Origin of the sequence: Limnohabitans sp. (genome assembly GCF_046052765.1) — a bacterium.
GTDB lineage: Bacteria > Pseudomonadota > Gammaproteobacteria > Burkholderiales > Burkholderiaceae_C > Limnohabitans.
The window spans coordinates 1-26,789 of sequence record NZ_JAVLFQ010000059.1 but is presented as its reverse complement, the minus strand read 5'-3'; the positions used below and the strand labels follow the sequence as shown (position 1 = coordinate 26,789).

Genomic DNA, 26,789 nt, shown 5'->3' with positions numbered 1-26,789 from the left:
GTGCTGCGCAAAAAATTCTCTGGCAAGCCCGAACACGTGGTCAATTACTTTTTCTTTATCGCCGAAGAAGTACGCCACATCATGGCGCAACTAGGCATAGCCAAGTTCGACGACATGATTGGCCGTGCCGATTTGCTAGACATGAAAAAAGGCGTGGAACATTGGAAAGCCAAAGGACTGGACTTCGGTCGGTTATTGGCCATGCCGCAAGTAACTCCAGGCACGCCGCTGTTTCATGTCGCTACACAAGACCACGGACTGGAAAAAGCATTGGACAAGGTGCTGATTGAGAAAAGCCGTGCCGCCATCGACAAAGGCGAAAAAGTGCAGTTCATGGAAGTCGCTCGCAACGTCAACCGCTCAGTCGGCGCCATGCTGTCTGGCGCACTCACCAAGGTACGGCCCGAAGGTTTGCCTGACGATACGTTGCGCATTCAACTCGAAGGCACCGGCGGTCAATCGTTTGGCGCTTTCTTAGCCAAAGGCATCACCTTGTATTTGATCGGTGACGCCAACGATTACACCGGCAAAGGTTTGTCCGGCGGACGAGTGGTGGTGCGACCCAGCATCGATTTCCGCGGCGAATCCACGCATAACATCATTGTCGGCAACACCGTGCTTTACGGCGCGACCAGCGGTGAAGCGTTTTTCAGCGGGGTGGCAGGTGAACGGTTCGCGGTGCGTTTGTCAGGTGCCACCGCCGTGGTCGAGGGCACTGGTGACCACGGCTGCGAATACATGACTGGCGGAACCGTGGCGGTACTCGGCGGCACTGGCCGCAATTTCGCAGCAGGTATGAGCGGCGGTATTGCTTATGTGTACGACGAAGATGGCGAGTTCGCACAGCGCTGCAACACGGCCATGGTCAGCATGGACAAAGTCTTGACTGACAAGGAACAAACCGACAGCATGGCGACAGCCATGTGGCACCGTGGTCAAACCGACGAAGCCCAATTGAAAAAACTGCTGGAAGAGCATCACCGTTGGACAGGTTCTAAACGTGCGCGCGCCTTGCTGGACAACTGGAACGAAGCCCGTTCCAAGTTCGTCAAAGTGTTTCCCAATGAATACAAGCGCGCCTTGGGCGACATGGCGGCTGCAACTGAAGTCAAAGCTGTCGCCGCAGCCAAAGCTGTCAAATCAGCAGTCAAGTCTTAACGCGTCATCACAGGAAATATCATGGGAAAAATCACCGGCTTCATGGAGTTTGAGCGCGTCGAAGAGGGCTATAAGCCCGTCCCTGAACGGCTCAAACATTACAAAGAATTTGTCATCGGTTTGAGTGCCGAGCAAGCAAAAACGCAAAGTGCGCGTTGCATGGATTGCGGGACTCCGTTTTGCAACAGCGGTTGTCCAGTCAACAACATCATTCCTGATTTCAATGATTTGGTGTTCAACAATGACTGGCACAACGCCTTAACCGTTTTGCACAGCACCAACAACTTTCCAGAGTTCACCGGTCGCATATGCCCTGCGCCTTGCGAAGCGGCTTGTACGTTGAACGTCAATGACGACGCAGTCGGTATCAAATCGATTGAACACGCCATCATTGATCGCGGTTGGGCCGAGGGCTGGGTCAAGCCTTTACCGCCATTGAAAAAAACAGGCAAGAAAGTCGCGGTCGTAGGTTCTGGTCCTGCCGGCATGGCCGCTGCCCAACAACTCGCGCGTGTCGGTCATGCAGTCACTGTGTTTGAAAAGAACGACCGTGTCGGTGGCTTATTGAGGTACGGCATTCCCGATTTCAAAATGGAAAAGTCGCACATCGACCGCCGTGTCGAACAAATGCAAGCCGAAGGCGTGGTGTTCAACACCGGCGTGATGGTCGGTGCCTGGCCCAAAGACAGCAAGGTCACCAATTGGGCCAAGAACACCATCAGCGCCGAACAACTGAAAAAAGAATTCGATGCGGTGTTGCTCACCGGCGGCTCCGAACAATCGCGCGACTTGCCCGTTCCCGGCCGAGACCTCGACGGTGTGCATTTCGCTATGGAGTTTTTGCCGCAGCAAAACAAGGTGAATGCGGGTGACACGTTCAAAGGTCAATTGCGGGCAGACGGTAAACACGTCATCGTGATCGGCGGCGGTGACACCGGTTCTGACTGCGTCGGCACCTCCAATCGCCATGGCGCTGCCCACGTTACCCAGTTTGAGGTTATGCCGCAACCACCCGAGCACGAGGACAAACCGCTGGTCTGGCCTTATTGGCCGCTGAAGTTGCGCACCAGTTCCAGCCATGAAGAGGGCTGTGAGCGCGAGTTCGCTATTTCCACCAAGGAATTCATCGGCGAAAAAGGCAAGCTCACTGGTTTAAAAACCGTCCATGTCGAAATGAAGGACGGTAAATTGACCGAAATTCCCGGCACCGAACATACCCACAAGGCTGATCTGGTGCTGTTGGCCATGGGCTTTGTCAATCCGGTCGCGACCGTGCTGGATGCATTTGGTGTTGACAAAGACGCACGGGGTAACGCCAAGGCCCATACCGAAGAGGGCAGTGGCTACCTCACCAACGTACCCAAAGTGTTTGCTGCCGGGGACATGCGACGCGGCCAGTCACTCGTGGTCTGGGCCATCCGTGAAGGCAGGCAAGCGGCACGTACCATCGACCAGTATTTGATGGGCGAGAGCGAATTACCACGTTGATAACAGGCTTGTTTGAATTCAATTTCAATAAGTGACTGCCACTTAGAATGGCAGCTCAACCCTTTTTGCTGCATCTGCATTACACATGTCACTTGTTGAACCGCCATTGATCCAGCTTGAGGATGTGCACTTCGGATACGGCGAGCGACCGGTGCTCGAAGGCGTGAGCCTGAAAATCCCTCAAGGCAAAGTCACTGCGTTGATGGGCGCATCCGGCGGCGGCAAAACCACGGTACTGCGTTTGATTGGCGGGCAATACCGCGCCAACAGCGGCAAGGTGTTGTTTGATTCTTTAGATATAGGCAGTTTGCACAGAGAGGCTTTGTTTGAAGCCCGCCGTCGCATGGGCATGCTGTTCCAGTTCGGCGCTTTGTTTACCGACATGACGGTGTCAGACAATGTCGCTTTCCCTTTGCGCGAACACACCACTTTGCCTGAGGTCATGGTGCGCGACATCGTTTTGATGAAACTACAGGCAGTGGGACTGCGCGGTGCGCGTGATTTGTTTCCCAGCCAAATTTCCGGTGGTATGGCTCGTCGGGTAGCGTTGGCTCGTGCCATGGTGCTCGACCCGGAATTGATGATGTATGACGAACCGTTTGCTGGTTTAGACCCGATATCTTTGGGTACGGCAGCCCGCTTGATTCGCCAATTGAACGACACCTTGGGCTTGACCAGTATCGTGGTGTCTCACGATCTGGAAGAGACTTTCCACATTGCTGATCAAGTCATTATTTTGGCCAATGGCCGCATTGCTGCACAAGGAACCCCGCAGGAAGTGCGCCAAAGCACCGATCCCTTGGTGCAACAGTTCGTCAGCGCCGCGCCCGATGGTCCGGTACGTTTCCATTACCCGGCGCCTGATGCGGCCACCGACTTTGGTATCCCTGTCAATCGCGGAGCAAAGCCATGAGGGATTTGCTTGCGGGTGTTGGTGCCTCGGTCAGGTGGTGGTTGGCCGATGTGGGCCATGCCACAAAGTTATTTATTCGTTTGCTGGCTTTAGGGCCTGCTTGCATCAAGCGTTTTGGACTGGTGCGTGACCAGATGCATTTTTTGGGTAATTATTCTTTGGCCATCATTTCGGTTTCGGGCTTGTTTGTCGGCTTTGTGCTGGCATTGCAAGGCTATAACACCTTGCAGCGCTTTGGATCAGCGTCTGCGCTGGGTTTGTTGGTGGCTTTAAGCTTAGTGCGAGAACTCGGGCCGGTGGTGTCGGCCTTGCTTTTCACTGGAAGGGCAGGCACATCGCTTACCGCAGAAATCGGTTTGATGAAAGCGGGAGAGCAACTCAGTGCCATGGAAATGATGGCCATCGACCCTGTCGCTCGCATTCTTGCACCGCGATTTTGGGCTGGTGTGCTGGTGATGCCTATTTTGGGTGCGATATTCAGCGCCGTCGGTATTTTGGGCGGCTGGTTGGTAGGGGTGGTGATGATTGGCGTAGACGCCGGATCGTTTTGGGGTCAAATGCAGGATGGAGTAGACGTTTGGTCAGATGTAGGCAATGGTTTTATCAAAACCGTGGTGTTTGGTCTGACCGTGAGTTTCGTGGCATTGCGTCAAGGTTTTGAGGCCCAGGCCACACCCGAGGGTGTCGCCCGCGCCACCACCAGAACCGTGGTGATGGCTTCTCTGACGGTATTGGCGCTGGATTTTGTGCTGACTGCCTTAATGTTCACGCTTTGATAAAGGAAATGTAAGCATGCAACGTACAAAAACCGATGTCTGGGTGGGTATGCTGGTTCTCTTGGGTGCTGTCGCGCTGCTGTTTTTGGCTTTGCAGTCAGCCAATCTGTTGTCAGTCAGTTGGCAAAAAACGTATGACATCAGTGCTTATTTCGACAATATCGGTGGCTTAAAAAAGCAAGCAGCAGTGAAAAGTGCTGGCGTGGTGGTCGGGCGAGTGCGTGACATACAGTTTGACGACAAAAACTTTCAGGCCAAAGTGGTGTTGGCCTTGGACGTACGGTTTCAGTTCCCTAAAGACAGCTCATTGAAAATCCTGACCAGTGGTTTGCTGGGCGAACAATACATAGGCATAGAGGCTGGTTCCGATAGCGTCAATTTGGTCCAAGGCGACAAGGTGCAATCCACGCAGTCTGCGGTCGTGTTGGAAAACCTGATCAGCCGTTTTCTTTACAACAAAGCAAGTGACGGACCTGACACTTCAGGTAAGCAATGATCTGTCGCACAACCCATGTTCGCTTCAGGCTGTATGCCCAGACTTGGCTTGCATTGGCGGTACTGGCAGGTTGCGCCAGTGATCCTGCAGCCAATCCCAAAGATCCTTACGAGGCCAGCAACCGGCGGGTGAGCGAGTTCAATGACAAGATTGATGCCAATTTGGTCAGACCGGTTGCAGTGACCTACCAACAAACAGTACCCGATCCGCTGCAAAAAGGCGTGAGCAATTTTTTTGGCAATCTCAAAGACGTGGGCTCCACCGTGAACAACGTTTTGCAGGGCAAGCCCATGGAAACGGCAGAAACCGGATTGCGGGTGGCTGTCAACTCGGTGTTTGGCGTTTTCGGACTCTTTGACGTGGCCACCTGGGCAGGTATTCAGCGTCGCAGTGCAGATTTTGGACAGACCTTAGGTGTATGGGGCGTGCCTTCAGGGCCTTATCTGGTTCTTCCTTTGCTCGGCCCGTCCAATGCCAGAGATACCGTCGGTTGGGCGGTAGACAACAAGTACGATCTTTGGCGAGAGGTCAACCCAGTAGGCCTCAAATACAGTGGAACAGCTGTGCGCTTGGTAGATAAGCGTGCTTCATTTTTGGGCATGGATAAAAGTTTGAATGAAGTGGCTTTGGACAAATACAGCTTTATCCGGGATGCCTACCTTCAAAGACGCCAAGCTGCCATTCAAAGCAAATCAGAATATAAAGACAATGATGGTGACGATGGCTATGACAAAGGTCAAAATAGCCAATAATTCGGGTTAACTCTTTGGCAACCATCCCACCTACTGTCATGGCGCACTTGTTTTTCAAACCCTACTTCACGCTTAAAAACCTGGTCATTTCCCTGCTGACTTGCTTGGTTTTTGTTTTCAGCGCCCAGGCCGAACAGGCGCCTGATGCATTTGTACAGAAATTAACCAACGAACTGCTCGATATGGTGCGAAAAGATCCTGCCCTCAAAGCGGGCGATTTGCAAAAAATCGGTTTGATCGTCGACACCAAATTGATGCCTTATGTCAACTTTCAGCGAATGACCGCCGGTGCGGTGGGGCCCGCATGGCGGCAAGCCACGCCAGAGCAACAAAAACGCTTGCAAGATGAATTCAAAATGTTGCTCATGCGCAGCTATTCTGGAGCCTTGGCTCAGGTGAAAGACAGCTCCACTATTGTGGTCAAACCCATGCGCAATGTCAGTAACGACAATGAACTGGTGGTTCGTTCTGAAATCCGTGGCGGCGCAGAGCCTATCCCTATCGATTACCGGTTGGAAAAAACTGCTGAGTCCGACTCAGGCTGGCGAATTTATAACTTAAATATTCTGGGCATATGGCTGGTTGACAATTACCGCACCCAGTTTGCGCAGGAAATCAATGCCAAAGGAGTGGACGGATTGATCGTCACTTTGAGCGAGCGCAATAAATCGAACAATAAAAAACAATGACTGCTGCCCATATGTCTTTGCCTTCCACCTTGACTCAGGCGCAGGCGGCATCCGTTGGCCTTCAACTGGACAAAGCCATGGCAAAACAGCAAGGTATTTTTGTGTTGGATACGGCGGCTCTTGAGCATTTCGATTCTTCAGCACTCGCCGTTTTATTGAGCGCATGTCGCACCGCATCGACACAACAGTTGCAACTGCAGATCACCGGCCTGCCAGCACGCGCCAGCCAACTGGCGGCACTTTATGGTTTGACAGATATTTTGTCTGCCCACATGCAGCCCGCTTGACTCAACTGACGCGTTGATCGCCGCACATCACACCTGCGCTTAGAATAGCCAGCTTGCCATGGCTGCCATCTCCTTTCAATCTGTTTCCAAAACATTCACCAATGCCCGTGGCTCGTTCACCGCATTGGATCAGGTGTCTTTCGATATCCAAGCTGGAGAATTTTTCGGTCTTCTCGGGCCCAACGGCGCGGGAAAAACCACGCTCATCAGCATATTGGCTGGCTTATTGAAATCCAGCAGTGGCCATATCCGCGTGCACGATCTGGACGTTCAAACCCAAGCGCTACAGGTGCGCAAATTGTTGGGCGTGGTGCCGCAAGAGCTCGTCTTCGATCCATTTTTTTCTGTGCGCGAAGCCTTGACCTTTCAATCGGGGTATTTCGGTGTCACTGGCAATGATGCGTGGATAGACGAACTGCTGGACAACCTCGGCCTGGGTGACAAAGCCAACCACAATATGCGCCAGTTGTCTGGTGGCATGAAGCGGCGTGTGCTGGTCGCGCAAGCGCTGGTGCATAAACCACCTGTCATCGTGCTTGACGAACCGACGGCTGGCGTGGATGTGGAATTGCGCCAGACTTTGTGGCAATTCATCGCCCGCTTGAACCGCGAAGGTCATACGGTCTTACTGACCACCCATTACCTGGAAGAAGCCGAAGCTTTGTGCTCGCGCATTGCCATGTTGAAACTGGGCAAGGTGGTGGCCTTGGACAACACCAGCACCTTGCTCAAAAACGCTTCCAGCAATGTGTTGCGTTTCAAACTGGACGCACAACTCCCGCCCGAACTCGCTGCGCAGGCGCGAGTCACAGGACGCATCGTGCAATTCCCAGCCAACGACGCGGCGCAAATTGAACATTACCTGGCAGCGGTGCGCAGCGCTGGGCTGATCGCCGAGGACGTGGAAATACGCAAAGCCGATCTGGAAGACGTGTTTTTGGATGTGATGGGAGCTGCAGCATGACCGGATGGCGCGCCCTGTTTTACAAAGAAGTGCTGCGCTTTTGGAAAGTCAGTGCGCAAACCATAGCTGCGCCTGTCCTGACTGCGCTGCTTTATATGCTGATCTTTGGGCATTTGCTCGAAGGCCGCGTCACGGTGTACGACAGCGTCGGCTACACCTCTTTTCTGGTGCCTGGCTTGGTGATGATGAGCGTGTTGCAAAACGCTTTCGCCAACAGTTCGTCATCCATGGTGCAAAGCAAGATGATGGGTAATCTGGTGTTCATTTTGCTGACGCCCTTGGGTCATTGGAGTTGGTTTGCGGCGTATGTGCTGGCTGCGGTGGTGCGCGGTTTTGCGGTTGGACTCGGCGTGTTGCTGTTTACCATGTGGTTTGCGCCACTCAGTGCTGTGGCACCGTTGTGGATTCTGGTGTTTGCGTTGCTCGGCGCATCCATGCTTGGCACATTGGGTTTGATCGCCGGTTTATGGGCCGACAAGTTTGACCAGATGTCCTCGTTCCAAAACTTTTTGATCACTCCCATGACATTCTTAAGTGGCGTGTTCTATTCCATCCATTCGCTGCCGCCATTTTGGCAGCAGATCAGCCACTTCAATCCGTTCTTCTACATGATCGACGGCTTTCGTTATGGCTTTTTCGGTGTCAGCGATGTGTCGCCCTGGACCAGTTTGGCGCTCGTCGGTGGTGCCAATCTGATCGTGGCTGCCATCGCACTGCATTTGCTTCGCATAGGCTACAAAATCCGAGGGTAATGTATGAACGCTGAACAAATCCAACACATGATTGCTGCCGGCTTGCCGTGCGAACACTTGCAAATTGAAGGCGATGGACGCCACTGGTTTGGCACCATTGTGTCTGCGCGTTTTGAAGGCTTGCGTTTGATCCAACGTCACCAACTGGTATACGGGACCTTGGGCGACAAAATGGCGAACGACGAAGTACATGCGCTGTCGATGAAAACATTGACCCCCGCCGAATGGAAGGCGCAGGCCTGAGGCCTGCTGCCGCGCGCGCATGGACAAATTACTCATTCGCGGTGGACGCCAGTTGCACGGCGAGGTGTCGATTGCCGGCGCCAAAAACGCGGCCTTACCCGAACTCTGTGCAGCGCTTCTCAGCGCTGACACGGTCACTCTGACTAATGTGCCACAGTTGCAAGATGTCAGCACCATGCTCAAGTTGATCCGTCACATGGGGGTGAACGCCGAGCGTCAAGACAATGGCGACATGGTGCTGAACGCAAGCGGTTTGCACACACCCGAAGCGCCTTACGAACTGGTGAAAACCATGCGTGCCTCGGTGCTGGCACTGGGCCCTTTGCTGGCGCGTTTCGGTCATGCCAAGGTGTCTTTGCCGGGCGGTTGCGCCATTGGTACAAGACCTGTGGATCAGCACATCAAAGGCTTGCAAGCCATGGGCGCTGTGATTGATGTGGAACACGGCTATATGGTGGCGCGTCTGAAGCCAGGACTCACCCGTTTGAAGGGCGCACGCATTGCCACGGATATGGTCACAGTCACCGGCACTGAAAACTTGTTGATGGCCGCTTGTTTGGCTGAGGGCGATACCGTGTTGGAGAACGCAGCCCAAGAGCCTGAGATACCTGACTTGGCCGAATTGCTGATCGCCATGGGCGCTCGCATCAGCGGGCATGGCAGCAGTCGGATTCATATCCAAGGTGTACAAGCCCTGCACGGTGCGCGGCATCAGGTGGTGGCAGACCGCATCGAGGCCGGTACGTTTTTGTGCGCGGTGGCAGCCACTGGCGGCGACGTGGTGCTGAAACACGCACGCGGCGATCACTTAGAGGCCGTGATCGATAAGTTAAGGGACGCTGGCGTTCACATCGAGGCCATCGACAATGGCTTGCGCGTACGCTCAAGCGTGCCTGCGCACCAGCATTTGAAAGCGCAAAGTTTTCGCACCACCGAATACCCCGGTTTCCCCACCGATATGCAAGCGCAGTTTATGGTGCTCAATGCGGTGGCGCAGGGCAATGCCAAAGTCACAGAAACCATTTTTGAAAACCGGTTCATGCATGTGAACGAATTGTTGCGTTTAGGTGCGCGCATCAGCATTGACGGCAAGGTAGCCATGGTCGAAGGTGTAGCGCAATTGTCTGGCGCGACCGTCATGGCCACCGATTTGCGTGCCTCAGCCTGCCTGGTGATCGCCGGTTTGGTGGCATCTGGCGAAACCGTGGTCGATAGGATTTACCATCTGGATCGCGGCTACGATCGCATGGAAGACAAACTGCGCGCCTTGGGCGCGGACATTGAAAGAACCCGATGAGTATCACGCTGGCGCTGTCCAAGGGACGCATATTTGACGAAACCCTGCCGCTGCTCGAGGCTGCAGGCATTACCGTTTTGGAAGACCCAGAAAAATCACGCAAGCTCATATTGCCGACCAACCGAGACGATTTGCGGGTGGTGCTGGTGCGTGCCTCAGACGTACCCACCTACGTGGAATACGGCGGTGCCGACATGGGTGTGGCCGGTCTGGACACGTTGATCGAACATGGCAGTGCCGGTTTGTACCAACCGCTGGATTTACAGATTGCGCGTTGCCGCATGAGTGTGGCCGTGCCGCAAGGTTTCGATTACGCAGCTGCGGTCAAACAAGGCGCACGGCTGCGTGTGGCCACCAAGTACGTAGCGATTGCGCGGGACTTTTTCGCCGCCAAAGGCGTACACGTCGACCTGGTCAAGCTGTACGGCAGCATGGAACTTGCGCCGCTTACCGGCATGGCGGACGCCATCGTTGATTTGGTGTCCACCGGCAGCACGCTCAAGGCGAATCATTTGCTTGAAGTCGAACGCATCATGGACATCAGCTCTCGCCTCGTGGTGAACCAGGCATCGCTGAAACTCAAAACTGCAGCCATCCGCCAATTGATCGATACCTTCGACCGCGCTATCGCCCGCACTGCTTGATGCTTTTGCTTCTCACTGACCCCGCTGATTCAATTCATCTCTTGCCATGAACGCCCGCCCTCTTCGCCTGTCCACTGCCCAAGCCGATTTTGAAACCCTGTTTCAACAACGCCTGCATTGGTCGGCCGATACCGATGCCGCTATTGAGCAGCGCGTGGCTGACATTCTTGCGGATGTGAAAGTGCGCGGCGACGCTGCCGTGCTGGACTACACCGCACGCTTTGATGGCTTGCAAGCCGCTAGCATGGCTGAGTTGGAGTTGCAGCAATCTGATTTCAAAGCTGCATTCGATGGCCTCCCAGAGGCGCAAAAACGTGCGTTGCAAGACGCTGCTGCGCGTATTCGCAGCTACCACGAGGCACAAAAAAAAGCCTGCGGCGAAAGCTGGCAGTACCGTGACGCCGACGGCAGTTTGCTCGGCCAAAAAGTCACGCCCCTGGACCGCGCAGGTATTTACGTGCCAGGCGGCAAAGCGGCTTACCCGTCAAGCTTGTTGATGAATGCCATACCTGCGCATGTAGCAGGTGTTGGCGAGATCATCATGGTGGTACCGACACCGGTGCGCGGCAGCGTGGCCACAGGCGGCGCAGTCGGTAGCGGCAAGACCGCCACACGCGGTGAGCGTAACGAACTGGTACTGGCGGCGGCGTATGTGGCTGGTGTCAGTCGTGCATTCACCATCGGCGGGGCGCAAGCTGTCGCGGCCCTGGCCTACGGCACTGCCACGGTGCCGCGGGTCGACAAAATCACTGGCCCGGGGAATGCGTACGTGGCGGCGGCCAAACGGCGCGTGTTTGGCACGGTTGGCATTGACATGATTGCCGGACCCTCTGAGATACTGGTGCTGGCCGATGGCAGCACGCCGCCCGATTGGGTAGCCATGGATTTGTTCAGTCAGGCCGAGCACGACGAACTCGCACAAAGTATTTTGCTGTGCCCGGACGCTGCTTATGTGGACGCGGTTCAAGCGTCCATCGACAAACTGTTGCCTGAGATGCCGCGCCAAGACATTATTCGTGCCTCCTTGAACGGGCGCGGCGCCCTGATACACACTCGCAGCATGCAAGAGGCCTGTGCAATCAGCAACCGCATTGCGCCAGAACATCTAGAGGTCAGCAGCAGTGAGCCGCACCGATGGGAGCCTTTGCTGGTCCACGCTGGCGCGATTTTTCTGGGCGCGTTCACCAGCGAAAGCCTGGGCGACTATTGCGCCGGCCCCAACCATGTGTTGCCTACTTCTGGCACAGCGCGGTTTTCTTCGCCGCTGGGAGTCTACGATTTTCAAAAGCGCAGCAGCTTGATTGAGGTGTCCGAAGCCGGTGCACACATACTTGGTCAGACTGCGTCCGTGTTGGCGCACGGCGAGGGCTTGCAAGCCCATGCGCGTGCAGCCGAGATGCGTTTGAAAAAATCGGGGTCAGACTCCAATTAAAAAATCGGGGTCTGACCCCAATTTACAATTTATGCAAAATCAAACAAAAAAGCCGGTTTCATGGTTTGAAACCGGCTTCGTTGCTTCTCACTAGTTGGGGTAATGAAAGCTCCATCCAAAAAAGGCGACCGTCCCCGGCACCACTAGGGCGCGTCCCTTAAACCGGGACTATGAGCGGGGACGGTCTGAAACTTATATCCCCCGCCCACCAAGAATCGGCCATTGGGCTAAATTCTTGAGCCCAGGTTTTAAAAAGCTACTTTAATGGCTGACTTGCAGCACATGGCTTTTAATGCTGCCTTCATTCACATTCACCAATTGCCATAAGCGTTGGTGATAAGCCGCTACGCTGGGTCGGTGCGCGACTGACACCAGTGCACCACCTTGTCGCATGACCATCAACAACAAGCGTTCATAAATGATTTTTTCTGTGGCCTCGTCCAACGCACTGGTGGCTTCGTCGGCAAACACCCAACTTGGACTTCTTAAAAATACCCTGGCCATGGCCAAACGCTGGGCTTCGCCCCCAGAGAGTTGCTGCGTCCACTGTCCGACCATGTCAAGTTGCGAGCTCAATTGAGGCAGCAATGCGAGCTCCAGCGCTTGTTTCAATTGTTCATCGGTGTAATCCACACTGATCTGGGGATAAGCCAGTGCGTTACGCAACGTACCATCTGGAAAATAAGGTCTTTGCGGGATGAATACGGTGTTGGCGGGCAACACCACTGCTTCGGAAATAGGCAGGGGCTGGTGTTTCGCATCCCAGCCGCGCACATAAGGCCAAATGCCTGCCAGCACACGCAGCAATGTCGATTTGCCGCTGCCTGAAGGGCCGCGAATCAACACCGAGTCCCCGGGACTGACTTTGAGCACCACGTCATCTAACAACACGGTGCGATCAGGCAGGGTAATGGTGAGGGCTGAAGTTTTCAATTCGGTGGCAGGCGGGCTGTCTTGTCCCAGTGGTTGAACCACCGCAAAAGAAATGGCTCGTAAGGTTTCCATCTGGGTTGAAAAAACGCTCAGGCGATGCGTAGTGGCTGTCCAAGAAGCCAAATTGCTGTAATTGGTGATCAACCAACTCAGCGCGTCTTGCACCCTGCCAAAAGCAGAAGATATTTGCATCAATTCACCCAATTGGATGGTGCCGGCAAAGTAGCGCGGCGCAGCCACCAAAATAGGAAACACGACCGCAGCCTGTCCATAACCAGAACTGAACCAAGTGAAACGCTTTTGTACTTTCAACAATTGTTTGAAATTGCCGACCACTTGCAAAAACCGTTGCTGCAACGATCCATTTTCAAAAGCTGCGCCCCTGTCCATGGCGATGGCCTCGCTGTACTCGCGCACCCGAACCAAGTGGTGGCGAAAGTTGGCTTCTAGCCTTTGTTGAGCGAAATTCAGTGGTGCCATGCGACGACCCAGAAAATGTCCGATGACACTGCCGCCGACGGAATACAACAAAGCCATCCACACCATGAAACCGGGAATGGTGATTTCATAACCGTTCATTGAGAAAACAAAACCGCCGGACAACATCCACAATATGCCAATAAAACTGCCCAAGGTCACCAAAGCATCTAGCAAGCCCATGCTCAATTCAATCGTGTTGCTGGTAAAAAGTTGAATGTCTTCTTGGATACGCTGGTCAGGATTGTCCGTGCCCCTGATCCCGTCGTGACCGGCCAGTGCTTGGCGTAACTCGATTTGGTAAAAAATTTGGTGCGTTGTCCAGCGGTTTAAAAAATCTCGCGTCATCCACGCCCGCCAGCGAATCTCCAGCAATTGCGTCAAGTAAAAACGGTAGACCGCCACCACAATAAAAGCGCCAGCCAGCATGCCAAAGACTTTGAGTTGTTCCCAGAAAACCGCTTCATCGTGGTTTTGCAAAGCGTCATAAAACACCCGGTTCCAGTCGTTGAGCAGCACCAGCACGTAAACCATGCCTAAATTCAGACCGATGATGGCCAACAGCAAAAAACGCGCAGACCAGCGTTCTTCCGAGCGGAAATACGGCATAGACAAGGTGAGCACATGACCGAGGTGGGTCATGGTTTTGCGCCAAATAGAGCGTAGGGGATTAAAAATTCGCATGAAACATCAATCAGCTGGCAAAGGTGTATTTTGCACTCCGCTGGCCACATGCCCGGCGGGGACGTGCAAGGCGGCTGATTCGATATGTCCGGTTTGATCGTCAAAAAAGAAATCTGGCTCAAATTCGCGCAAAAACTCGCCCTTGGGTAGGCCGCCCAAAAACATGGCTTCATCTACCTGAATGTTCCATTGCATCAAGGTGCGAATGGCTCGTTCATGCGCGGGCGCACTGCGCGCCGTCACCAAAGCCGTGCGAATGCGGATGGCTGGCGTGCCCTCTTGTTGCAACCGATGCAGTGCAGCCAGCAAGGGTTTGAACGGACCGGCGGACAAGGGTTGAGCCGCATGGTCTTTTTCGTGTTGTTGAAATGCGTTCAAGCCTTGAGACTGAAACACGCGTTCCGCTTCGTCGCTGAATAAGACCGCGTCGCCGTCAAAAGCGATGCGCACTTCATGCGGATGCGCCTGTGACGCGTGTGCGGAGTGTGGATACACCTGCGCGGCAGGCACACCGGCGTCCAGCGCGGCGCGCACATCGCTCAAATGGGCGGACAAAAACAAATTGGCGTTCAAGGGTTTGAGATAGCGCCAAGGTGGCTGCCCACGGGTGAAACTGCCGCGTTGAATATCTAGCCCATAGTGTTGCGCCGAGCGAAATACGCGCATGCCGCTGACCGGGTCGTTGCGCGACAGAATAACCACTTCTACTCTGGCGTCCCCGGGCTGGTTGAAGGCCAGCAGTTTTTTAACCAGTGAAAACGCTACCCCCGGCAGCGCCGGTTGCTCCAGCCTGCCGAGTTGCAAATCCATGTAGGCGCGGTCGTCGTTTTGCTCGAAGACCTGGTTCTCTTCTTCAAAATTGAACAAGGCGCGCGAGGAAATCGCCACCACCAATTTTCCGTCCAACGTACTCGCCATGTGTCACCCTCATCGCACGAACTGATTGAGCTGAATGATGGGCAACATGACCGCCAGCACGATCAGCATGACCACCACCCCCATGGTAACAATCAATAAGGGCTCCAGTATGGTGGCCAGTTGCATGGCCTTCTTGCACTTATTTCAGCGGTGAATTCTGAGGCGTAAGTGCTGGATTGAAGTTGATCATGGCGAATAAAAAAACCCGCTGCGTTGCCACAGCGGGTTTTGACTTTTAAATCTTGACTGGCTAAGCCAGTGTCAGATCAGAAAGAGTGCTTGATACCAATAGCCGATTCAGTGGTTTTTCTTGTTGCACCGGCGGTAGAAGTGCCAGTGAATGCGTACAAAGAAGTGCGCTTGCTTAGGTTATAAAACCCTGCATAGCGTTGCGCTTTGACGTTTACACTGTTTGCACTGGAGTCAGTTGTTTGACCGCTTGAGAAAACAGCAGCCAGTACAACTGGACCAACAGGTGCACTCAGGCCATAAGCTGTGCTGTTAGATTTAGCTGAACTTACGGTCGAGCTGAAAGAACCGGCACTTATCTTAGCCATGCCAAAGTCGTAGCTTGCGCCATAACCGTTTGACTTGACTTGGGTGGTGTTGTTTGTGGCTGTATAGAGTACATCAGCTGATGAGCCAATGGTATTCCCTTTGAACGTACCGGCAGAAGCCATGTTGGTGGTAGCGCCAGCGTAAGTCACATACAAACCACCGATTCTGTAGTCAATTCTGTATCCAGAATTGTCACCAGAAGAGTTCCCTGCTTGTTCGCCGTAACCTTTTTGGTATTGGAAACCGATACCGTTAAAGCTGGGCGATGTGTAAGTGATGGAGTTGGCTGTGTAAGCAGCCATTTCAGCAGGACCAACCAAGCCCGCGCCTGATGTGGAAACCAAGCCCGTAGGTTCAATAAACAGAATGCTGAAGAAGCCAGGCTTCCACTGTTCACCCACTTGTACTTCACCGAAGCTGGCGGAGGAAAGACCGATATAGGAAATACGGTTGGTTAAAGATGATCCAGCGGTAGTTGCACTTGCGTTGAAACCAAGGCGCGCATTCGCTTTCAAGCCATCGCCCAAGTCTTCAGAAGCGGCGAAAAACAATTCATCTGTACCGTTGTTCTGTGGGCCTACACCTCTGGTGGTGGATTTGGTACCACCTGTGGCTGTGGCTGTGTTTGAGATTGAATACATACCAGCATCAATCAAACCACCAATAGTGACATCAGCAAAAGTGACACCAAAAGACAACAAAGATGCTACTGCAACGAGGGTTTTTTAACTATTATGAATCACAAGTGCTACTATTCATTGACTTTCATTTTTTCTGAATGCTTTGGAATTTCAAACCATGACGCAACAAATATCAAACTATAGAATCAAACATAATTACGAATCTGCAGAGTTTATTAATCAAAACGAATCTGTATTTAGGCTCAACCCTGATGTATTGATAGCCAGTCCCATCCCTCAGATTGAATTCAAATTAAATCATTCATTGCCTGAAGAAAATATTGCTTTAAATAGCTCACATCATGACATTAAAGTAGAGAAAAATAATTTCATAGACATACACCAAGTCATACAAGTCATACTTGCTCAGGAAAAGCACAAGGTGGCGCGAAATGAGATCACTGAAGGCACTTTTCGCATGACCAAAGTGCGGCTTGAGACCAACATCGCGTATTTTTTTGACAACACTGATTTGCGCACCATCAACATGGGCAGTATCGCGCGCTTCATCGATTTTTTGTCGGAACAAGAACTTTCTACACCCACCATTGTTGGCTATATCGCGCAACTGCGAAAAGTACTGCGCTACTTGGTAGAGCAAGCGTACATCACGCACATGCCTATGTTTCCCAAAATGAAAGTCACACAAAAACCGCGTGGCGCATTTACCGTCACTGAATACGCAGCCATTCTTCGCCAATCCAAAACACTGCGTCAGCATGTGTTTGTGTGGAATAAACCCGATACACGGTTTCATATCAAACCCGAATACCGCAGCATGCCCATCGAGATGAACGGATTGATCCGCTTCATGGTGTATACATTTCTTCGCCCTGGCGATGTGAGGCAATTGAAAAATAAGCATATAGAAATCATCAGCGGAAAATTCAACTATTTACGTCTCACACCCCCTGAGATCAAACGCCATAAAGCACCTACAGTCAGCTTGCCCCAAGCTGTGAACATATACAAAAAATTGTTGGCTTACCAAACCGCCAAAGGCTTTGGACGACCTGATGACTATGTGTTTTTTCCAGAAGAAAAGAACCGCCTGCGCTGCTTAAATACCATTGGTTGGTTATTCAACTGGATCATGAATTCCTTAGGTATCAAGGCTGGGCCGCATGGTGCTGATCGCAGTTTTTACAGTCTGCGGCACACGGCCATCACATTTCGTTTGATCTTCGGCGGCAACATCGATTTACTGACGCTGGCACGCAATGCACGCACATCGGTAGAGATGATCGAGAAGTTTTATGCGTCCACTTTATCGGCTGAGATGAATATCAGCCTGCTGCATAGCAAGCGCAGGTCTTAGCGATTCAATGTGTCAGATGACCAGAAGAAAAATCAAACTTCAACGAAGTAAAGATATTTTTCCGATAAAGCTTTATTCTCTTAAAAACAATTTATAGACGGGGTTGTGTGTTTCATCTACATACGGATAACCAACGGTTTGCAAAATTTTGTCAAAGCTTCCCAAGTCTTTTTCGGGCACTTGCAAGCCGACCAAAATACGTCCGTAGTCGGCACCTTGGTTGCGGTAATGAAACAAACTGATGTTCCAACCAGCACGCATGGCAGATAAAAATTTCATCAGCGCACCTGGTTTTTCGGGAAATACAAAGCGCAGTAAGCGTTCATCTTGCGCCAGTCCTGTGCGTCCTCCCACCATGTGTCGTATGTGCTCTTGCGCCAAATCGTCATGCGTCAAATCCAATGCAGTGAATCCTTGTCTGGACAAATGTGCTGCTATCTTTGGGCTTTGTCCCGGTGCACTGGTGCTCAGTCCGACAAACACATGGGCTTTGTCAGCGTCGCTGATGCGGTAGTTGAACTCTGTCACTGAACGTGGCGTGGTGCTGCCACCAAACGCAGGCAAGTCACCTAATAAACCACAAAACCGTTTGAAACTGCCACGCTCTTCAGGAATAGTTACTGCAAACAAAGCCTCACGTTCTTCGCCCACTTGGGCACGTTCGGCCACAAAGCGCAGTCGGTCAAAGTTGATATTGGCGCCACACAGCACCGCTGCATAAGTTTCACCTTGTGTGTGATGCAGTGCAACGTATTTTTTGATGGCTGCCACCGCCATGGCGCCCGAAGGCTCCACGATACTGCGCGTATCCACAAACACATCTTTGATGGCGGCACACACAGCGTCAGTGTCGACACTGATAAATTCATCTACCAAGCCTCGGGCAATGCGAAAAGTTTCTTCACCGACCAATTTCACCGCCGTGCCATCAGCAAACAATCCGACATCATCCAATGCAATCCGTTTGCCTGCATTCACAGATCGCATCATCGCGTCTGAATCCAAGGTTTGTACGCCAATCACTTTGATCTCAGGGCGAACTGCCTTGATGTAATTGGCAACGCCTGACACCAATCCACCGCCGCCAATGGCCACAAACACAGCGTGCAACGGGCCTTGGTGCTGACGCAACATTTCCATGGCTATCGTGCCTTGTCCGGCGATGACTTCGGGATCGTCAAACGGATGGATAAAGGTCAATCTTTGTTTATGGCCCAGTTTGACTGCAAAAGCATACGCATCAGAATAACTGTCGCCATGCAATTGCACTTCAGCGCCTAACGCCTTGACCGCATCAATTTTTAAACCCGGTGTGGTCACAGGCATGACGATGACGGCACGCGTATTCAGTTTTTGGGCACCCAGCGCCACGCCTTGTGCATGGTTGCCGGCAGACGCACAAACCACCCCTTTTTTCAATTGATCTGGGCTGAGTTGCACCATCTTGTTGTAAGCGCCGCGCAACTTGAAACTGAACACTGGTTGTTGGTCTTCGCGCTTGAGTAACACCTGGTTTTTGAGTTTTTTACTCAGAACAGGGGCGACATCCAAAGCCGATTCTTGTGCCACGTCATACACCTTGGCGGTGAGTATTTTTTTCAAATAGTCGGCAGGCGTGAGTTTGCGTTGTCGGGCTTTGGACAGCGGTTTGACTTTGGCTGGCGCAGTTTTGGAGGTGTGTGAAGAGGTCATTGCTTTTGTCATCGAACGAGACATGGATTCTCTCGCATCACTGACAGCAGAAAAAAAGCCCCACAACTTTCGCTGCGGGGCTGTGAATCCACCTTTTCAAGGGTGGAGGAGACAAAGCGTAGCTTGTCCTCAAGCTGGTTTGAAATATAGCCCATGTGTTCGGTACATGCAATCGCTAACGTGACTTTAGTTTGGCCTGAGCATCATGGCCGTCTATTTGGCTTTGCAGGACTATGATTCGGCCACTCAAGGAGAAACAACATGGAATGCACAGTCAGTTGGACCGGCGCGAGTGGGGCCAGATCTGCCATGGGCTTTGTCGCCGAAACTGGCAGCGGGCATGTGATTGGCATGGATGGTGCCCCTGACCCTGAAAAGCCGGAGCAAAGCGGACAAAACCTGGCTGCACGACCGATGGAATTGTTGTTGGCGGGTGCGGGTGGCTGCACCGCCTACGATGTGGTGCTGATGCTCAAACGAGGCCGTCATGCCGTGTCAGGTTGCACTGTCAAGCTTTCGGCTGTTCGCGCAGATACCGACCCCAAGGTGTTCACCCGTATCAACATGCATTTCACCGTACGTGGTCGCCAAATTCCTGCCCCAGTGGTAGATCGCGCCATCAAGTTGAGCCATGACAAATACTGCTCGGCCAGCATCATGTTGGGCAAAACCGCAGACATCACCACCAGCTTTGAAGTCATAGAAGATTGAAGCTAGCGGGTTTGCTATCAAGCCCAATCAGGCGTTTTCATTCATCGGGGCTTATCTGTCCTCAAAGGCTTAGGCTTTTGGACACAGTTTTAATTGTTATCAGTTCGTCAGAAACTTCTAAATTCGGTGCGCCACTGTGGTCATCACTTTGGCTGCCAGCCGCATGGCTTCAGTGATTGGCTTGGGCAAAGGCACAGCGCCAGCTTTTTGGGCGTCTGCCGCATGTTGAGCTTCGTCTTTTTGCATTTGATCAACCACCGCGCGCGAGGCCAAATCAGCCAGCGGTAAACGTTGCATATGCTCTTGCAAATGCGCTTCCACTTGACGCTCGGTTTCAACCACAAAGCCTAAGCTCAACGCATCTCCTCCCAGTTTGCCTGCAAGATAACCCAGTCCGAAGGCACCGGCGTACCACAAGGGGTTGAGTAGGCTGGGGCGTGCACCCAAATCCGACAAGCGAGCTTCTGTCCAAGCCAAGTGATCGGTTTCTTCGTTGCTCGCGTGTTGAAAATGGGTCTTCAACTGCGGATTGCGTGTGGCCAATGCTTGAGAGGCATACAATGCTTGCGCGCATATTTCACCCACATGGTTTACCCGCATCAACGCGCCTGCTTCTGTGCGCTCTGCATCCGTCATGGTGAGCGTGTTGATTCCTTGCGCAGGGTATGCGCGTTGTGCATGGTGTTTGGCAAAAACGGTGCGTAAAGCGTTGTCTAGTGTGTTGAAAAAAATATCCATTGTTTTTGATCAGTAAGTCACAAATTGTTTTTAAAGTATTCAAATATGAAAAGAAACAAGAGAAAAGAATTCATGCCTAGGCCATGAAGTGTCGCGTAAAAACAAATTGGTCACGAAACTGAAATATACGCCAGTAAAGATAACCCAGTTGGCTAATTCAGCTTAACCCCTTTCTTATATTAACGGAGTTTTACACATGAAAAAGACACTTGTTGCCTTGGCAACTCTTTCTGTAATTGGCAGCGCATTTGCTGACATCGATGTTTCTGGTGGCATCAAGCTGTATGGCGTGATTGATCAAGCAGTTACCCAACAAACTTTGAAGAACCCATCTTCTACCTCGGGTACCACAGTGGCTTACACAGGTATGTTTGCTTCACAAGCAACCAGCCGCTTTGGTTTTAAAGGAACCAGAGATTTGGGCGATGGTATGAAGGCCCGAATCCAAGGTGAAATTCAAGTAGAACCTGACAATGCGACCCAGTTGCCATCCAAAAACCGTGGAACTTTTGTGGGACTTTCAAAAGAAGGTTCAGGCGAAGTTTTGTTGGGAACCCAAGAAACAACTGCCTATGAAATTTTTGGCATGGATGTGAATGGTCGAGTGGAATACAAGCCCCAAGTGTGGCGCACCACGGCCAGTAACGATCTCCAGGATCGTGCAAACAACTCATTGAAGTACGTCTCGCCCGACATGGCTGGCTTTACTGTTCATCTGCACAAAGGTTTCAGTGACTCAGGTGCCTCCCCCAACACGTTCTCTTCTTATGGAGTGAAATTCCATAAAGATGAACTTAAAATTGCCATCGTGATGGACAAATTGGAAAACTCTGCAGCCAGCTATAAATTCGCCGGTATCATTAACGCAGGTCCTTCCAAAGAGGGCACAGCGGGCACAGGCCAATCTTCTACCGCTTTGGTGTATGCAGGCGCTGGTTCTTCAGATCTCAAAAGACAAATTGGCTCTGTGTCTTACGACTTCGGGTCTTTCTCAGCAAATTACATTTACGCCAAATCCTATACAACTGACCTGAACGTCGGAAGTTTGACCACCAACACAGTGGGCATCAAAGTTCCATTCGACAAGATCACTGTTGCAACAAGTTTTGGTAAAGGTACAGTTGATTCTTATAACACGGCTGCCACAACTGCGATTGCAAAAGATGGCACCTTGTCTGACTGGACAACAGGCGTTTACTACAACATTGACAAAGCTACCAATATTTATTTCTTGTATAGCTCAAGTTCATTCAATGGTGGTTTACAAGACGGCAACAACCGTACTGTCGCTTTGGGCGCTCGCTACAACTTCTGATCATCAGACAAGCTCCAAGGCTTGAATGATAAAAACGCCACCCTCGGGTGGCGTTTTTTTGTCCTATCGAAACCCACATATACCGCCAACCTTGGCTTGAATTACAAGTCTTAACGCGGCCATGCGATCGCCTGTTCGAAAAATGCATTCAACGCCCCCTCGGATGACGTTTTTTGGGGTGGGTTGTCATTGCTCCGGCTTTATTCCGGTGCTTGCTTCCAGCACAAAATGAACGAAAACATAAAAGCAACACTTTAATAGTGTAAATTTAAAAATATTGACACTATAGAAAACAATATGCCAAAATCGTTCGGAGGCTCTTGTTGTCTCATGACAACGAGATGACCCTTTTATTAGCTAAAGCCTTTGCCTAGCCTGTATCCCTCTGGTCAAATAACATCAGCTTCCGAAATGGAGGTTGGCCCGGGGATCCGGTGGTTTGCTTGCAAACCGCAGTTCCGGAGCCCTTTGTTTAACCCTTGGAGAAAATTGAAATGAAAAAAACCCTCGTTGCAGTTGCAGCAATGGCCGCCGTTACTGGCGCAATGGCTGACGTCACTATTGGTGGTTTGCTTGATGCTGGCATGTATTCAATCTCAAACACAACCAATGCTGGTGCCAAACTCACCACCAGAGGTGTAGGCGCACAGAACAACGGTGTAGATGAATTGTTTTTCGCAGCTTCTGAAGACTTGGGCAATGGCATGAAAGCGAATGCTCGCCTTGGTTTCAACGCAAGTGCAACTACCGGTGGATCATCTTTAACCAACCGTATTTCCTATATCGGTCTTTCCTCAACCAGCTTCGGTGAAGTACAAGTGGGCGAGCAGTGGAAGCCTGGCTTCTTTGCTATTTTGAATTTGGATCCTACAGGTTTGGTAACAACATCAGGCGCGGGCTTGGTTGGTCCTGGCCAGATGGCTGCTTTCACAGCTAACTCCATCACTTACACGGCACCAAGCTTTAACGGTATCGGTTTCCAATACCAAAAAGGTTACGGCGAACAACCAGGGAACTCTTCTGGTGACAATTCTGGTTACAGAATTGACTACACAAACAGTGGTTTGTATGTGGTTTACTCTGGTGCTACTACCAACTTGGCTACCTCTGGTACATTCCTCGGCAACGTCATCGGTGACTCTACAGGAGACACTCTGTTCACGGCCTCAAACAACAACACACAAATCAAATCAACTGGTTATGGCGCAAGCTACGACTTTGGCATGGCCAAAATCACCGCTGGTTCATTCAGCTCAACAGTAAGCTCAGCTAAATCCACCAGCACAGCTTACGGTTTGAGCGCACCTGTTGGTCCAGTTGTATTGGCCGCTGTTTTCTCCACTGGCTCAACGACTAACTCAAGTGCTTCAACTGTCAGCACCAAAGGTCAGCGTTATATAGCTACTTACTCAATGAGCAAGCGCACATCTTTGTACGCCTTCACAGCGACTTCTACCGCTGGTACAACAAGAAAAACCACAGAAGCAGCTGTTGGTATCAAGCACTCTTTCTAATCTGAAGCTGGCTTAGCCAGTCAAGATTTAAAAGATAAAACCCGTCTTGGCAACAAGGCGGGTTTCTTTATTTTTAAATGGATATATAAATAGTGATCGTTATGAAATATTGAAAAGCAGTGAATAAATTGTTTAATTACTGATGTCATAGTCAGTTAAATTCTAAAAAATCGTCTTATCTGGCTTATATTCAATCTTATGAAAACATTTACCTTTATTTTTACCTGTGCAATCAGTTTGCTGACGCATTTGAATGCCATGGCCATGGATAACACCGTTCGCAAAAACACGGTCATTGCCGCTGGCTTAGCGACCAATACGTTTGCCATCTTCAACCGTCAACATCTCAAAGCATGCGACGCGCAATGGGACTTTGGCTACCAGTATGCCAAAGACGAAAAGATATACAGCAACACACTGCGCTCCAGTTTCATGAAATGCGACATGGACACCAGCAGTGTGCTTCCTTGGGACTTGGAGTTTTCAGTGTTACCCACAGGTTTTGTGTCTTACTGGAATACCAGTGCAGGCAGTTACGGTACATCGCTGGTTGAAGTAGGGTTGGTGCCCGTGGGCCAATTCTCTAAAGCCGTTGGTTCGGTGTATGTGGACGCAAGTTTTGGACTGGGGCCAGATTTGATTTCAAAAACAAGCATTGGATATAAAAAGAAATCTACCGCATTTCAATTTTCTGATGAAATGGGCATAGGCATTTCAGATTCGAAAAAACGCATGCGTCTGTCCTATTCCTACCGCCATATCAGCAATTTGGATATCAAAACGCCAAATAACGGAACCAATTTTGTCGGGGTGGTGGGTCTAAGTTACAAATTTGATTAATGCAGTGACACAGGGTCAAGATAAATTGAACCCCTAAACCGCTAAGCAATGCATCAAGCACAATAGCCGCTTGAATGAAAGTAACCATGGCTGATTCCTTGACCTTTATCCGCCCTGATGATTGGCACGTACATTTGCGTGATGGCGGAACGCTTGCCACTGTGGTGGCGCACACTGCAGCGCAATTTGCCCGCGCCATTGTCATGCCCAACTTGAAACCTCCTGTCACCACAGCCGAGCAGGCTTTGGCATACAAACATCGCATCATGGCTGCTTTGCCGCTAGGCAGTGATTTCCAGCCTTTGATGACCTTGTATCTCACCGATCAAACGCCTGCAGATGAAATCATCAAAGCGCATGCACAAGGTGTGGTCGCGGTCAAACTCTATCCTGCAGGCGCTACCACCAACAGCAACGCCGGCGTCACTGATTTGCGCCGCACACATGCTGCATTGGAGGCCATGCAACGCGTTGGTATGCCTCTGTTGGTGCATGGTGAAGTGACGGATCCAGAAATAGATTTGTTTGACCGTGAAGCGGTATTTATCGACAAACACCTGGTGCCTTTAAGACATGATTTTCCTGAATTGAAAATAGTGTTTGAGCACATCACAACGCGCGAAGCTGCGCAATATGTGGCGCAAGCCGGCGCCAGCACCGCTGCCACCATCACCGCACACCATTTGCTGTTTAACCGCAATGCCTTGTTTCTCGGCGGTGTTCGTCCGCATTACTACTGCCTGCCAGTGCTCAAGCGAGAACTGCACAGACAAGCATTGTTGAAAGCGGTTGCGTCTGGCAGCGACCGTTTTTTTCTAGGCACCGACAGCGCACCGCACGCCACGCATTTGAAAGAACACGCCAGCGGTTGCGCGGGTTCATACACGGCGTTGTCTGCGCTGGAGTTGTATGCGCAAGCGTTTGACAGCGTCAACGCGTTGGACAAGCTAGAAGGCTTTGCCAGTTTCCATGGGCCAGATTTTTACGGCTTGCCACGCAACACAGGCACGGTCACCTTAAAGCGTGAGGCTTGGACCTTGCCCGAAGAATTGCCATTGGGGCAAGCGGGTCTCAAGCCCTTGTGCGGTGGTGAATCGCTGGCTTGGCGACTGATGACCAACTGAACCGTGCTGGGCATAGATTGGCAGCAAGCCTGGTTTCAACCTTGGGCGCAGTGGGGTAAACAAGTCCAACAGCATTGGACGTTGGCGCCTGAGCAATTGCACCAAGCATTGAACCATGCATTGAACCAGTCCTTGCCGTCCCCCGCTGACACTATGGCTGAAGCAACGGCAGCAAGCGTTGATAGCCGTTATGCACCATCATCATTGCATCCTGACAGTGCCGTGGCGAATCAGGGTTTTCGGTTTGTGCCGCAACAAGATTTATCCGCCGATTGCGCTTATGAATCATTCATAAGTCAACATCAACGCATACCCACACGAAATAACGCGCACGATTTTTTCAATGGCTTATGTTGGTTGCGGTTCCCGAAAACCAAAACGCTGCTCAACCGGTTGCAAGCACAGACCATAGCCTCAGAGGGTGTGGGCGCAAGACGCGGTGCGTTACGCGATGCACTCACCTTGTTCGATGAAAGCGCGGGCTTGCTGTTTGCGCCGCCTTCACTGTGGTCGTCATTACACAACAAACAATGGCACGAACTGTTCATCACGCACCGTGATGACTGGCGACACACTCAATTGGTGTTGTTCGGTCATGCATTGTTAGAAAAATTAATGAATCCCTATAAAAGCATCACCGCCCATATCGTTTGTGTCCCCATGCCTGCGCTAACAAAGGATGAAGAGATTGACGCTTGGTTGTGTCAACAATTGACACCAGCATTTCTAACCACCAAACCATTTGTGCCCCTGCCGTTATCAGGGATACCTGGCTGGTGGATGGACAACCATATCCCTGATTTTTATGAGGACAAAAAAGTATTCAGAGATTGAAAAACGACGAGTCAGCCTTACATTCAGGTCACCTGGTCTGTTCGTGTGGACCGGTTTTAAAGGATCCAATGAAACGCGTACTTCTTTTGATCGTCACCAACCTCGCTGTCATGCTGGTGCTGGGCATTGTGGCCAGTTTGCTGGGAGTGAACCAGTTTTTGACAGCCAATGGCCTCAACCTCACCGCTTTGCTCGGCTTTGCCGCCATCATGGGTTTCGGCGGTGCTTTCATTTCTTTGCTGATCAGCAAGCCCATGGCCAAGTGGACCACGGGCGCGCAAGTCATCACCCAACCGCAAAGTGCTGATGAAGCATGGTTGGTTGATACAGTGAAACAACTGTCGCAACGTGCGGGTTTGGAAATGCCCGAGGTCGCCATCTACGAAGGTGAGCCAAATGCGTTTGCCACCGGCGCATTTCGCAATTCAGCCTTGGTCGCAGTGTCAACGGGTTTGCTACAAGGCATGACGCGCGAAGAGGTGGAGGCAGTATTAGCGCACGAAGTCGCGCACATTCAAAACGGCGACATGGTCACGCTCACGCTGGTGCAAGGCGTTCTGAA

27 protein-coding genes and 1 pseudogene are annotated in these 26,789 nt (G+C 51.6%); 22 read left to right on the top strand and 6 right to left on the bottom strand.

All coding sequences use genetic code 11. The features are described from left to right. From AC9UG7_RS08320 to hisD, 14 genes are all read left to right on the top strand, one after another. Positions 1 to 1,158, top strand: a 1,158-nt coding sequence (locus AC9UG7_RS08320; RefSeq protein ID WP_509586478.1) for a GltB/FmdC/FwdC-like GXGXG domain-containing protein, incomplete at its 5' end; no start/stop codon positions are given. A 21-nt stretch (positions 1,159 to 1,179) separates the two neighbouring features. Next, positions 1,180 to 2,646 (top strand): glutamate synthase subunit beta, encoded by a 1,467-nt coding sequence (locus AC9UG7_RS08315; protein WP_509586476.1) that lies wholly within the window; start codon positions 1,180 to 1,182, stop codon positions 2,644 to 2,646. A gap of 85 nt (positions 2,647 to 2,731) precedes the next feature. Next, positions 2,732 to 3,559 (top strand): ABC transporter ATP-binding protein, encoded by an 828-nt coding sequence (locus AC9UG7_RS08310; RefSeq protein ID WP_509586474.1) that lies wholly within the window; start codon positions 2,732 to 2,734, stop codon positions 3,557 to 3,559. After that, positions 3,556 to 4,335: a lipid asymmetry maintenance ABC transporter permease subunit MlaE gene (gene mlaE / locus AC9UG7_RS08305; protein ID WP_509586472.1), complete on the top strand. Its 780-nt coding sequence runs from the start codon at positions 3,556 to 3,558 to the stop codon at positions 4,333 to 4,335. The genes AC9UG7_RS08310 and mlaE overlap by 4 nt, the downstream gene beginning before the upstream one ends. 16 nt (positions 4,336 to 4,351) lie before the next feature. Further along, positions 4,352 to 4,831 (top strand): outer membrane lipid asymmetry maintenance protein MlaD, encoded by a 480-nt coding sequence (mlaD, locus tag AC9UG7_RS08300; RefSeq protein WP_509586470.1) that lies wholly within the window; start codon positions 4,352 to 4,354, stop codon positions 4,829 to 4,831. Further along, positions 4,828 to 5,583 carry an MlaA family lipoprotein gene (locus tag AC9UG7_RS08295; RefSeq protein WP_509586468.1) on the top strand — a complete coding sequence of 252 codons (756 nt, stop codon included), beginning with the start codon at positions 4,828 to 4,830 and terminating at the stop codon, positions 5,581 to 5,583. The genes mlaD and AC9UG7_RS08295 overlap by 4 nt, the downstream gene beginning before the upstream one ends. Before the next feature lie 14 nt (positions 5,584 to 5,597). Next, positions 5,598 to 6,272, top strand: coding sequence for an MlaC/ttg2D family ABC transporter substrate-binding protein (locus AC9UG7_RS08290; protein ID WP_509586466.1), 675 nt, complete (start codon positions 5,598 to 5,600; stop codon positions 6,270 to 6,272). Beyond that, positions 6,269 to 6,559: an STAS domain-containing protein gene (locus AC9UG7_RS08285; RefSeq protein WP_509586464.1), complete on the top strand. Its 291-nt coding sequence runs from the start codon at positions 6,269 to 6,271 to the stop codon at positions 6,557 to 6,559. The genes AC9UG7_RS08290 and AC9UG7_RS08285 overlap by 4 nt, the downstream gene beginning before the upstream one ends. A 58-nt stretch (positions 6,560 to 6,617) precedes the next feature. After that, entirely contained in the window at positions 6,618 to 7,523 is a 906-nt protein-coding gene (locus tag AC9UG7_RS08280) for an ABC transporter ATP-binding protein (protein ID WP_509586462.1), read from the top strand. Next, entirely contained in the window at positions 7,520 to 8,275 is a 756-nt protein-coding gene (locus AC9UG7_RS08275; protein WP_509586460.1) for an ABC transporter permease, read from the top strand. The genes AC9UG7_RS08280 and AC9UG7_RS08275 overlap by 4 nt, the downstream gene beginning before the upstream one ends. 3 nt (positions 8,276 to 8,278) lie before the next feature. Beyond that, on the top strand, positions 8,279 to 8,518 hold the full coding sequence (locus tag AC9UG7_RS08270; protein ID WP_509586458.1) for a BolA family protein: 240 nt from the start codon (positions 8,279 to 8,281) through the stop codon (positions 8,516 to 8,518). 19 nt (positions 8,519 to 8,537) lie between these two features. Next, positions 8,538 to 9,815, top strand: coding sequence for a UDP-N-acetylglucosamine 1-carboxyvinyltransferase (gene murA, locus AC9UG7_RS08265; RefSeq protein ID WP_509586456.1), 1,278 nt, complete (start codon positions 8,538 to 8,540; stop codon positions 9,813 to 9,815). Beyond that, the gene (gene hisG, locus AC9UG7_RS08260) at positions 9,812 to 10,459 is read left to right on the top strand and encodes an ATP phosphoribosyltransferase (protein ID WP_509586454.1); all 648 of its coding nucleotides are present in this window, start codon (positions 9,812 to 9,814) and stop codon (positions 10,457 to 10,459) included. Before murA ends, hisG begins: the two co-directional genes overlap by 4 nt. Before the next feature lie 46 nt (positions 10,460 to 10,505). Then, a complete protein-coding gene (hisD, locus tag AC9UG7_RS08255) occupies positions 10,506 to 11,891 on the top strand; it encodes a histidinol dehydrogenase (RefSeq protein ID WP_509586452.1) in 1,386 nt (461 codons plus the stop codon). 261 nt (positions 11,892 to 12,152) lie between these two features. Here the strand turns inward: hisD and AC9UG7_RS08250 are convergent, their stop codons facing one another. The 4 genes and pseudogenes from AC9UG7_RS08250 to AC9UG7_RS08235 form a co-directional block, all read right to left on the bottom strand. Further along, positions 12,153 to 13,943 carry an ABC transporter ATP-binding protein/permease gene (locus tag AC9UG7_RS08250; protein ID WP_509586450.1) on the bottom strand — a complete coding sequence of 597 codons (1,791 nt, stop codon included), beginning with the start codon at positions 13,941 to 13,943 and terminating at the stop codon, positions 12,153 to 12,155. Positions 13,944 to 13,991: 48 nt separating this feature from the next. After that, complete coding sequence (locus AC9UG7_RS08245; protein WP_509586448.1) at positions 13,992 to 14,903, bottom strand: 5'-nucleotidase; 912 nt, start codon at positions 14,901 to 14,903, stop codon at positions 13,992 to 13,994. Positions 14,904 to 14,912: 9 nt separating this feature from the next. Then, a pseudogene (locus tag AC9UG7_RS08240) lies at positions 14,913 to 15,038 on the bottom strand (type II secretion system inner membrane protein GspF); the annotation flags it as partial. A gap of 131 nt (positions 15,039 to 15,169) precedes the next feature. Then, a complete protein-coding gene (locus AC9UG7_RS08235; protein ID WP_509586446.1) occupies positions 15,170 to 16,162 on the bottom strand; it encodes a porin in 993 nt (330 codons plus the stop codon). A gap of 97 nt (positions 16,163 to 16,259) precedes the next feature. On the opposite strand from AC9UG7_RS08235, the gene AC9UG7_RS08230 reads away from it, so the two are divergent. Beyond that, positions 16,260 to 17,459 (top strand): tyrosine-type recombinase/integrase, encoded by a 1,200-nt coding sequence (locus tag AC9UG7_RS08230; protein ID WP_509586444.1) that lies wholly within the window; start codon positions 16,260 to 16,262, stop codon positions 17,457 to 17,459. A 72-nt stretch (positions 17,460 to 17,531) separates the two neighbouring features. On the opposite strand, the gene ilvA is transcribed toward AC9UG7_RS08230, so the two are convergent. Next, positions 17,532 to 19,151, bottom strand: coding sequence for a threonine ammonia-lyase, biosynthetic (gene ilvA, locus AC9UG7_RS08225; protein WP_509586442.1), 1,620 nt, complete (start codon positions 19,149 to 19,151; stop codon positions 17,532 to 17,534). A 261-nt stretch (positions 19,152 to 19,412) separates the two neighbouring features. On the opposite strand from ilvA, the gene AC9UG7_RS08220 reads away from it, so the two are divergent. After that, the gene (locus tag AC9UG7_RS08220) at positions 19,413 to 19,862 is read left to right on the top strand and encodes an OsmC family protein (RefSeq protein ID WP_509586440.1); all 450 of its coding nucleotides are present in this window, start codon (positions 19,413 to 19,415) and stop codon (positions 19,860 to 19,862) included. A 117-nt stretch (positions 19,863 to 19,979) separates the two neighbouring features. Here the strand turns inward: AC9UG7_RS08220 and coq7 are convergent, their stop codons facing one another. After that, the gene (coq7, locus tag AC9UG7_RS08215; protein ID WP_509586438.1) at positions 19,980 to 20,600 is read right to left on the bottom strand and encodes a 2-polyprenyl-3-methyl-6-methoxy-1,4-benzoquinone monooxygenase; all 621 of its coding nucleotides are present in this window, start codon (positions 20,598 to 20,600) and stop codon (positions 19,980 to 19,982) included. A gap of 196 nt (positions 20,601 to 20,796) precedes the next feature. Between coq7 and AC9UG7_RS08210 the strand changes: the two genes are divergently transcribed. The 6 genes from AC9UG7_RS08210 to htpX form a co-directional block, all read left to right on the top strand. Continuing rightward, positions 20,797 to 21,915 (top strand): porin, encoded by a 1,119-nt coding sequence (locus tag AC9UG7_RS08210; RefSeq protein ID WP_509586437.1) that lies wholly within the window; start codon positions 20,797 to 20,799, stop codon positions 21,913 to 21,915. A 494-nt stretch (positions 21,916 to 22,409) separates the two neighbouring features. After that, a complete protein-coding gene (locus AC9UG7_RS08205) occupies positions 22,410 to 23,429 on the top strand; it encodes a porin (RefSeq protein WP_509586435.1) in 1,020 nt (339 codons plus the stop codon). Between the two features lie 198 nt (positions 23,430 to 23,627). Next, on the top strand, positions 23,628 to 24,269 hold the full coding sequence (locus AC9UG7_RS08200) for an acyloxyacyl hydrolase (protein ID WP_509586433.1): 642 nt from the start codon (positions 23,628 to 23,630) through the stop codon (positions 24,267 to 24,269). Positions 24,270 to 24,355: 86 nt separating this feature from the next. Next, positions 24,356 to 25,393 (top strand): dihydroorotase, encoded by a 1,038-nt coding sequence (gene pyrC, locus AC9UG7_RS08195; protein WP_509586431.1) that lies wholly within the window; start codon positions 24,356 to 24,358, stop codon positions 25,391 to 25,393. 3 nt (positions 25,394 to 25,396) lie between these two features. After that, positions 25,397 to 26,227 (top strand): DUF3025 domain-containing protein, encoded by an 831-nt coding sequence (locus AC9UG7_RS08190; RefSeq protein ID WP_509586429.1) that lies wholly within the window; start codon positions 25,397 to 25,399, stop codon positions 26,225 to 26,227. Positions 26,228 to 26,295: 68 nt separating this feature from the next. Beyond that, positions 26,296 to 26,789 (top strand): protease HtpX (gene htpX / locus AC9UG7_RS08185; protein WP_509586427.1); only part of this gene is annotated, 494 nt, incomplete at its 3' end.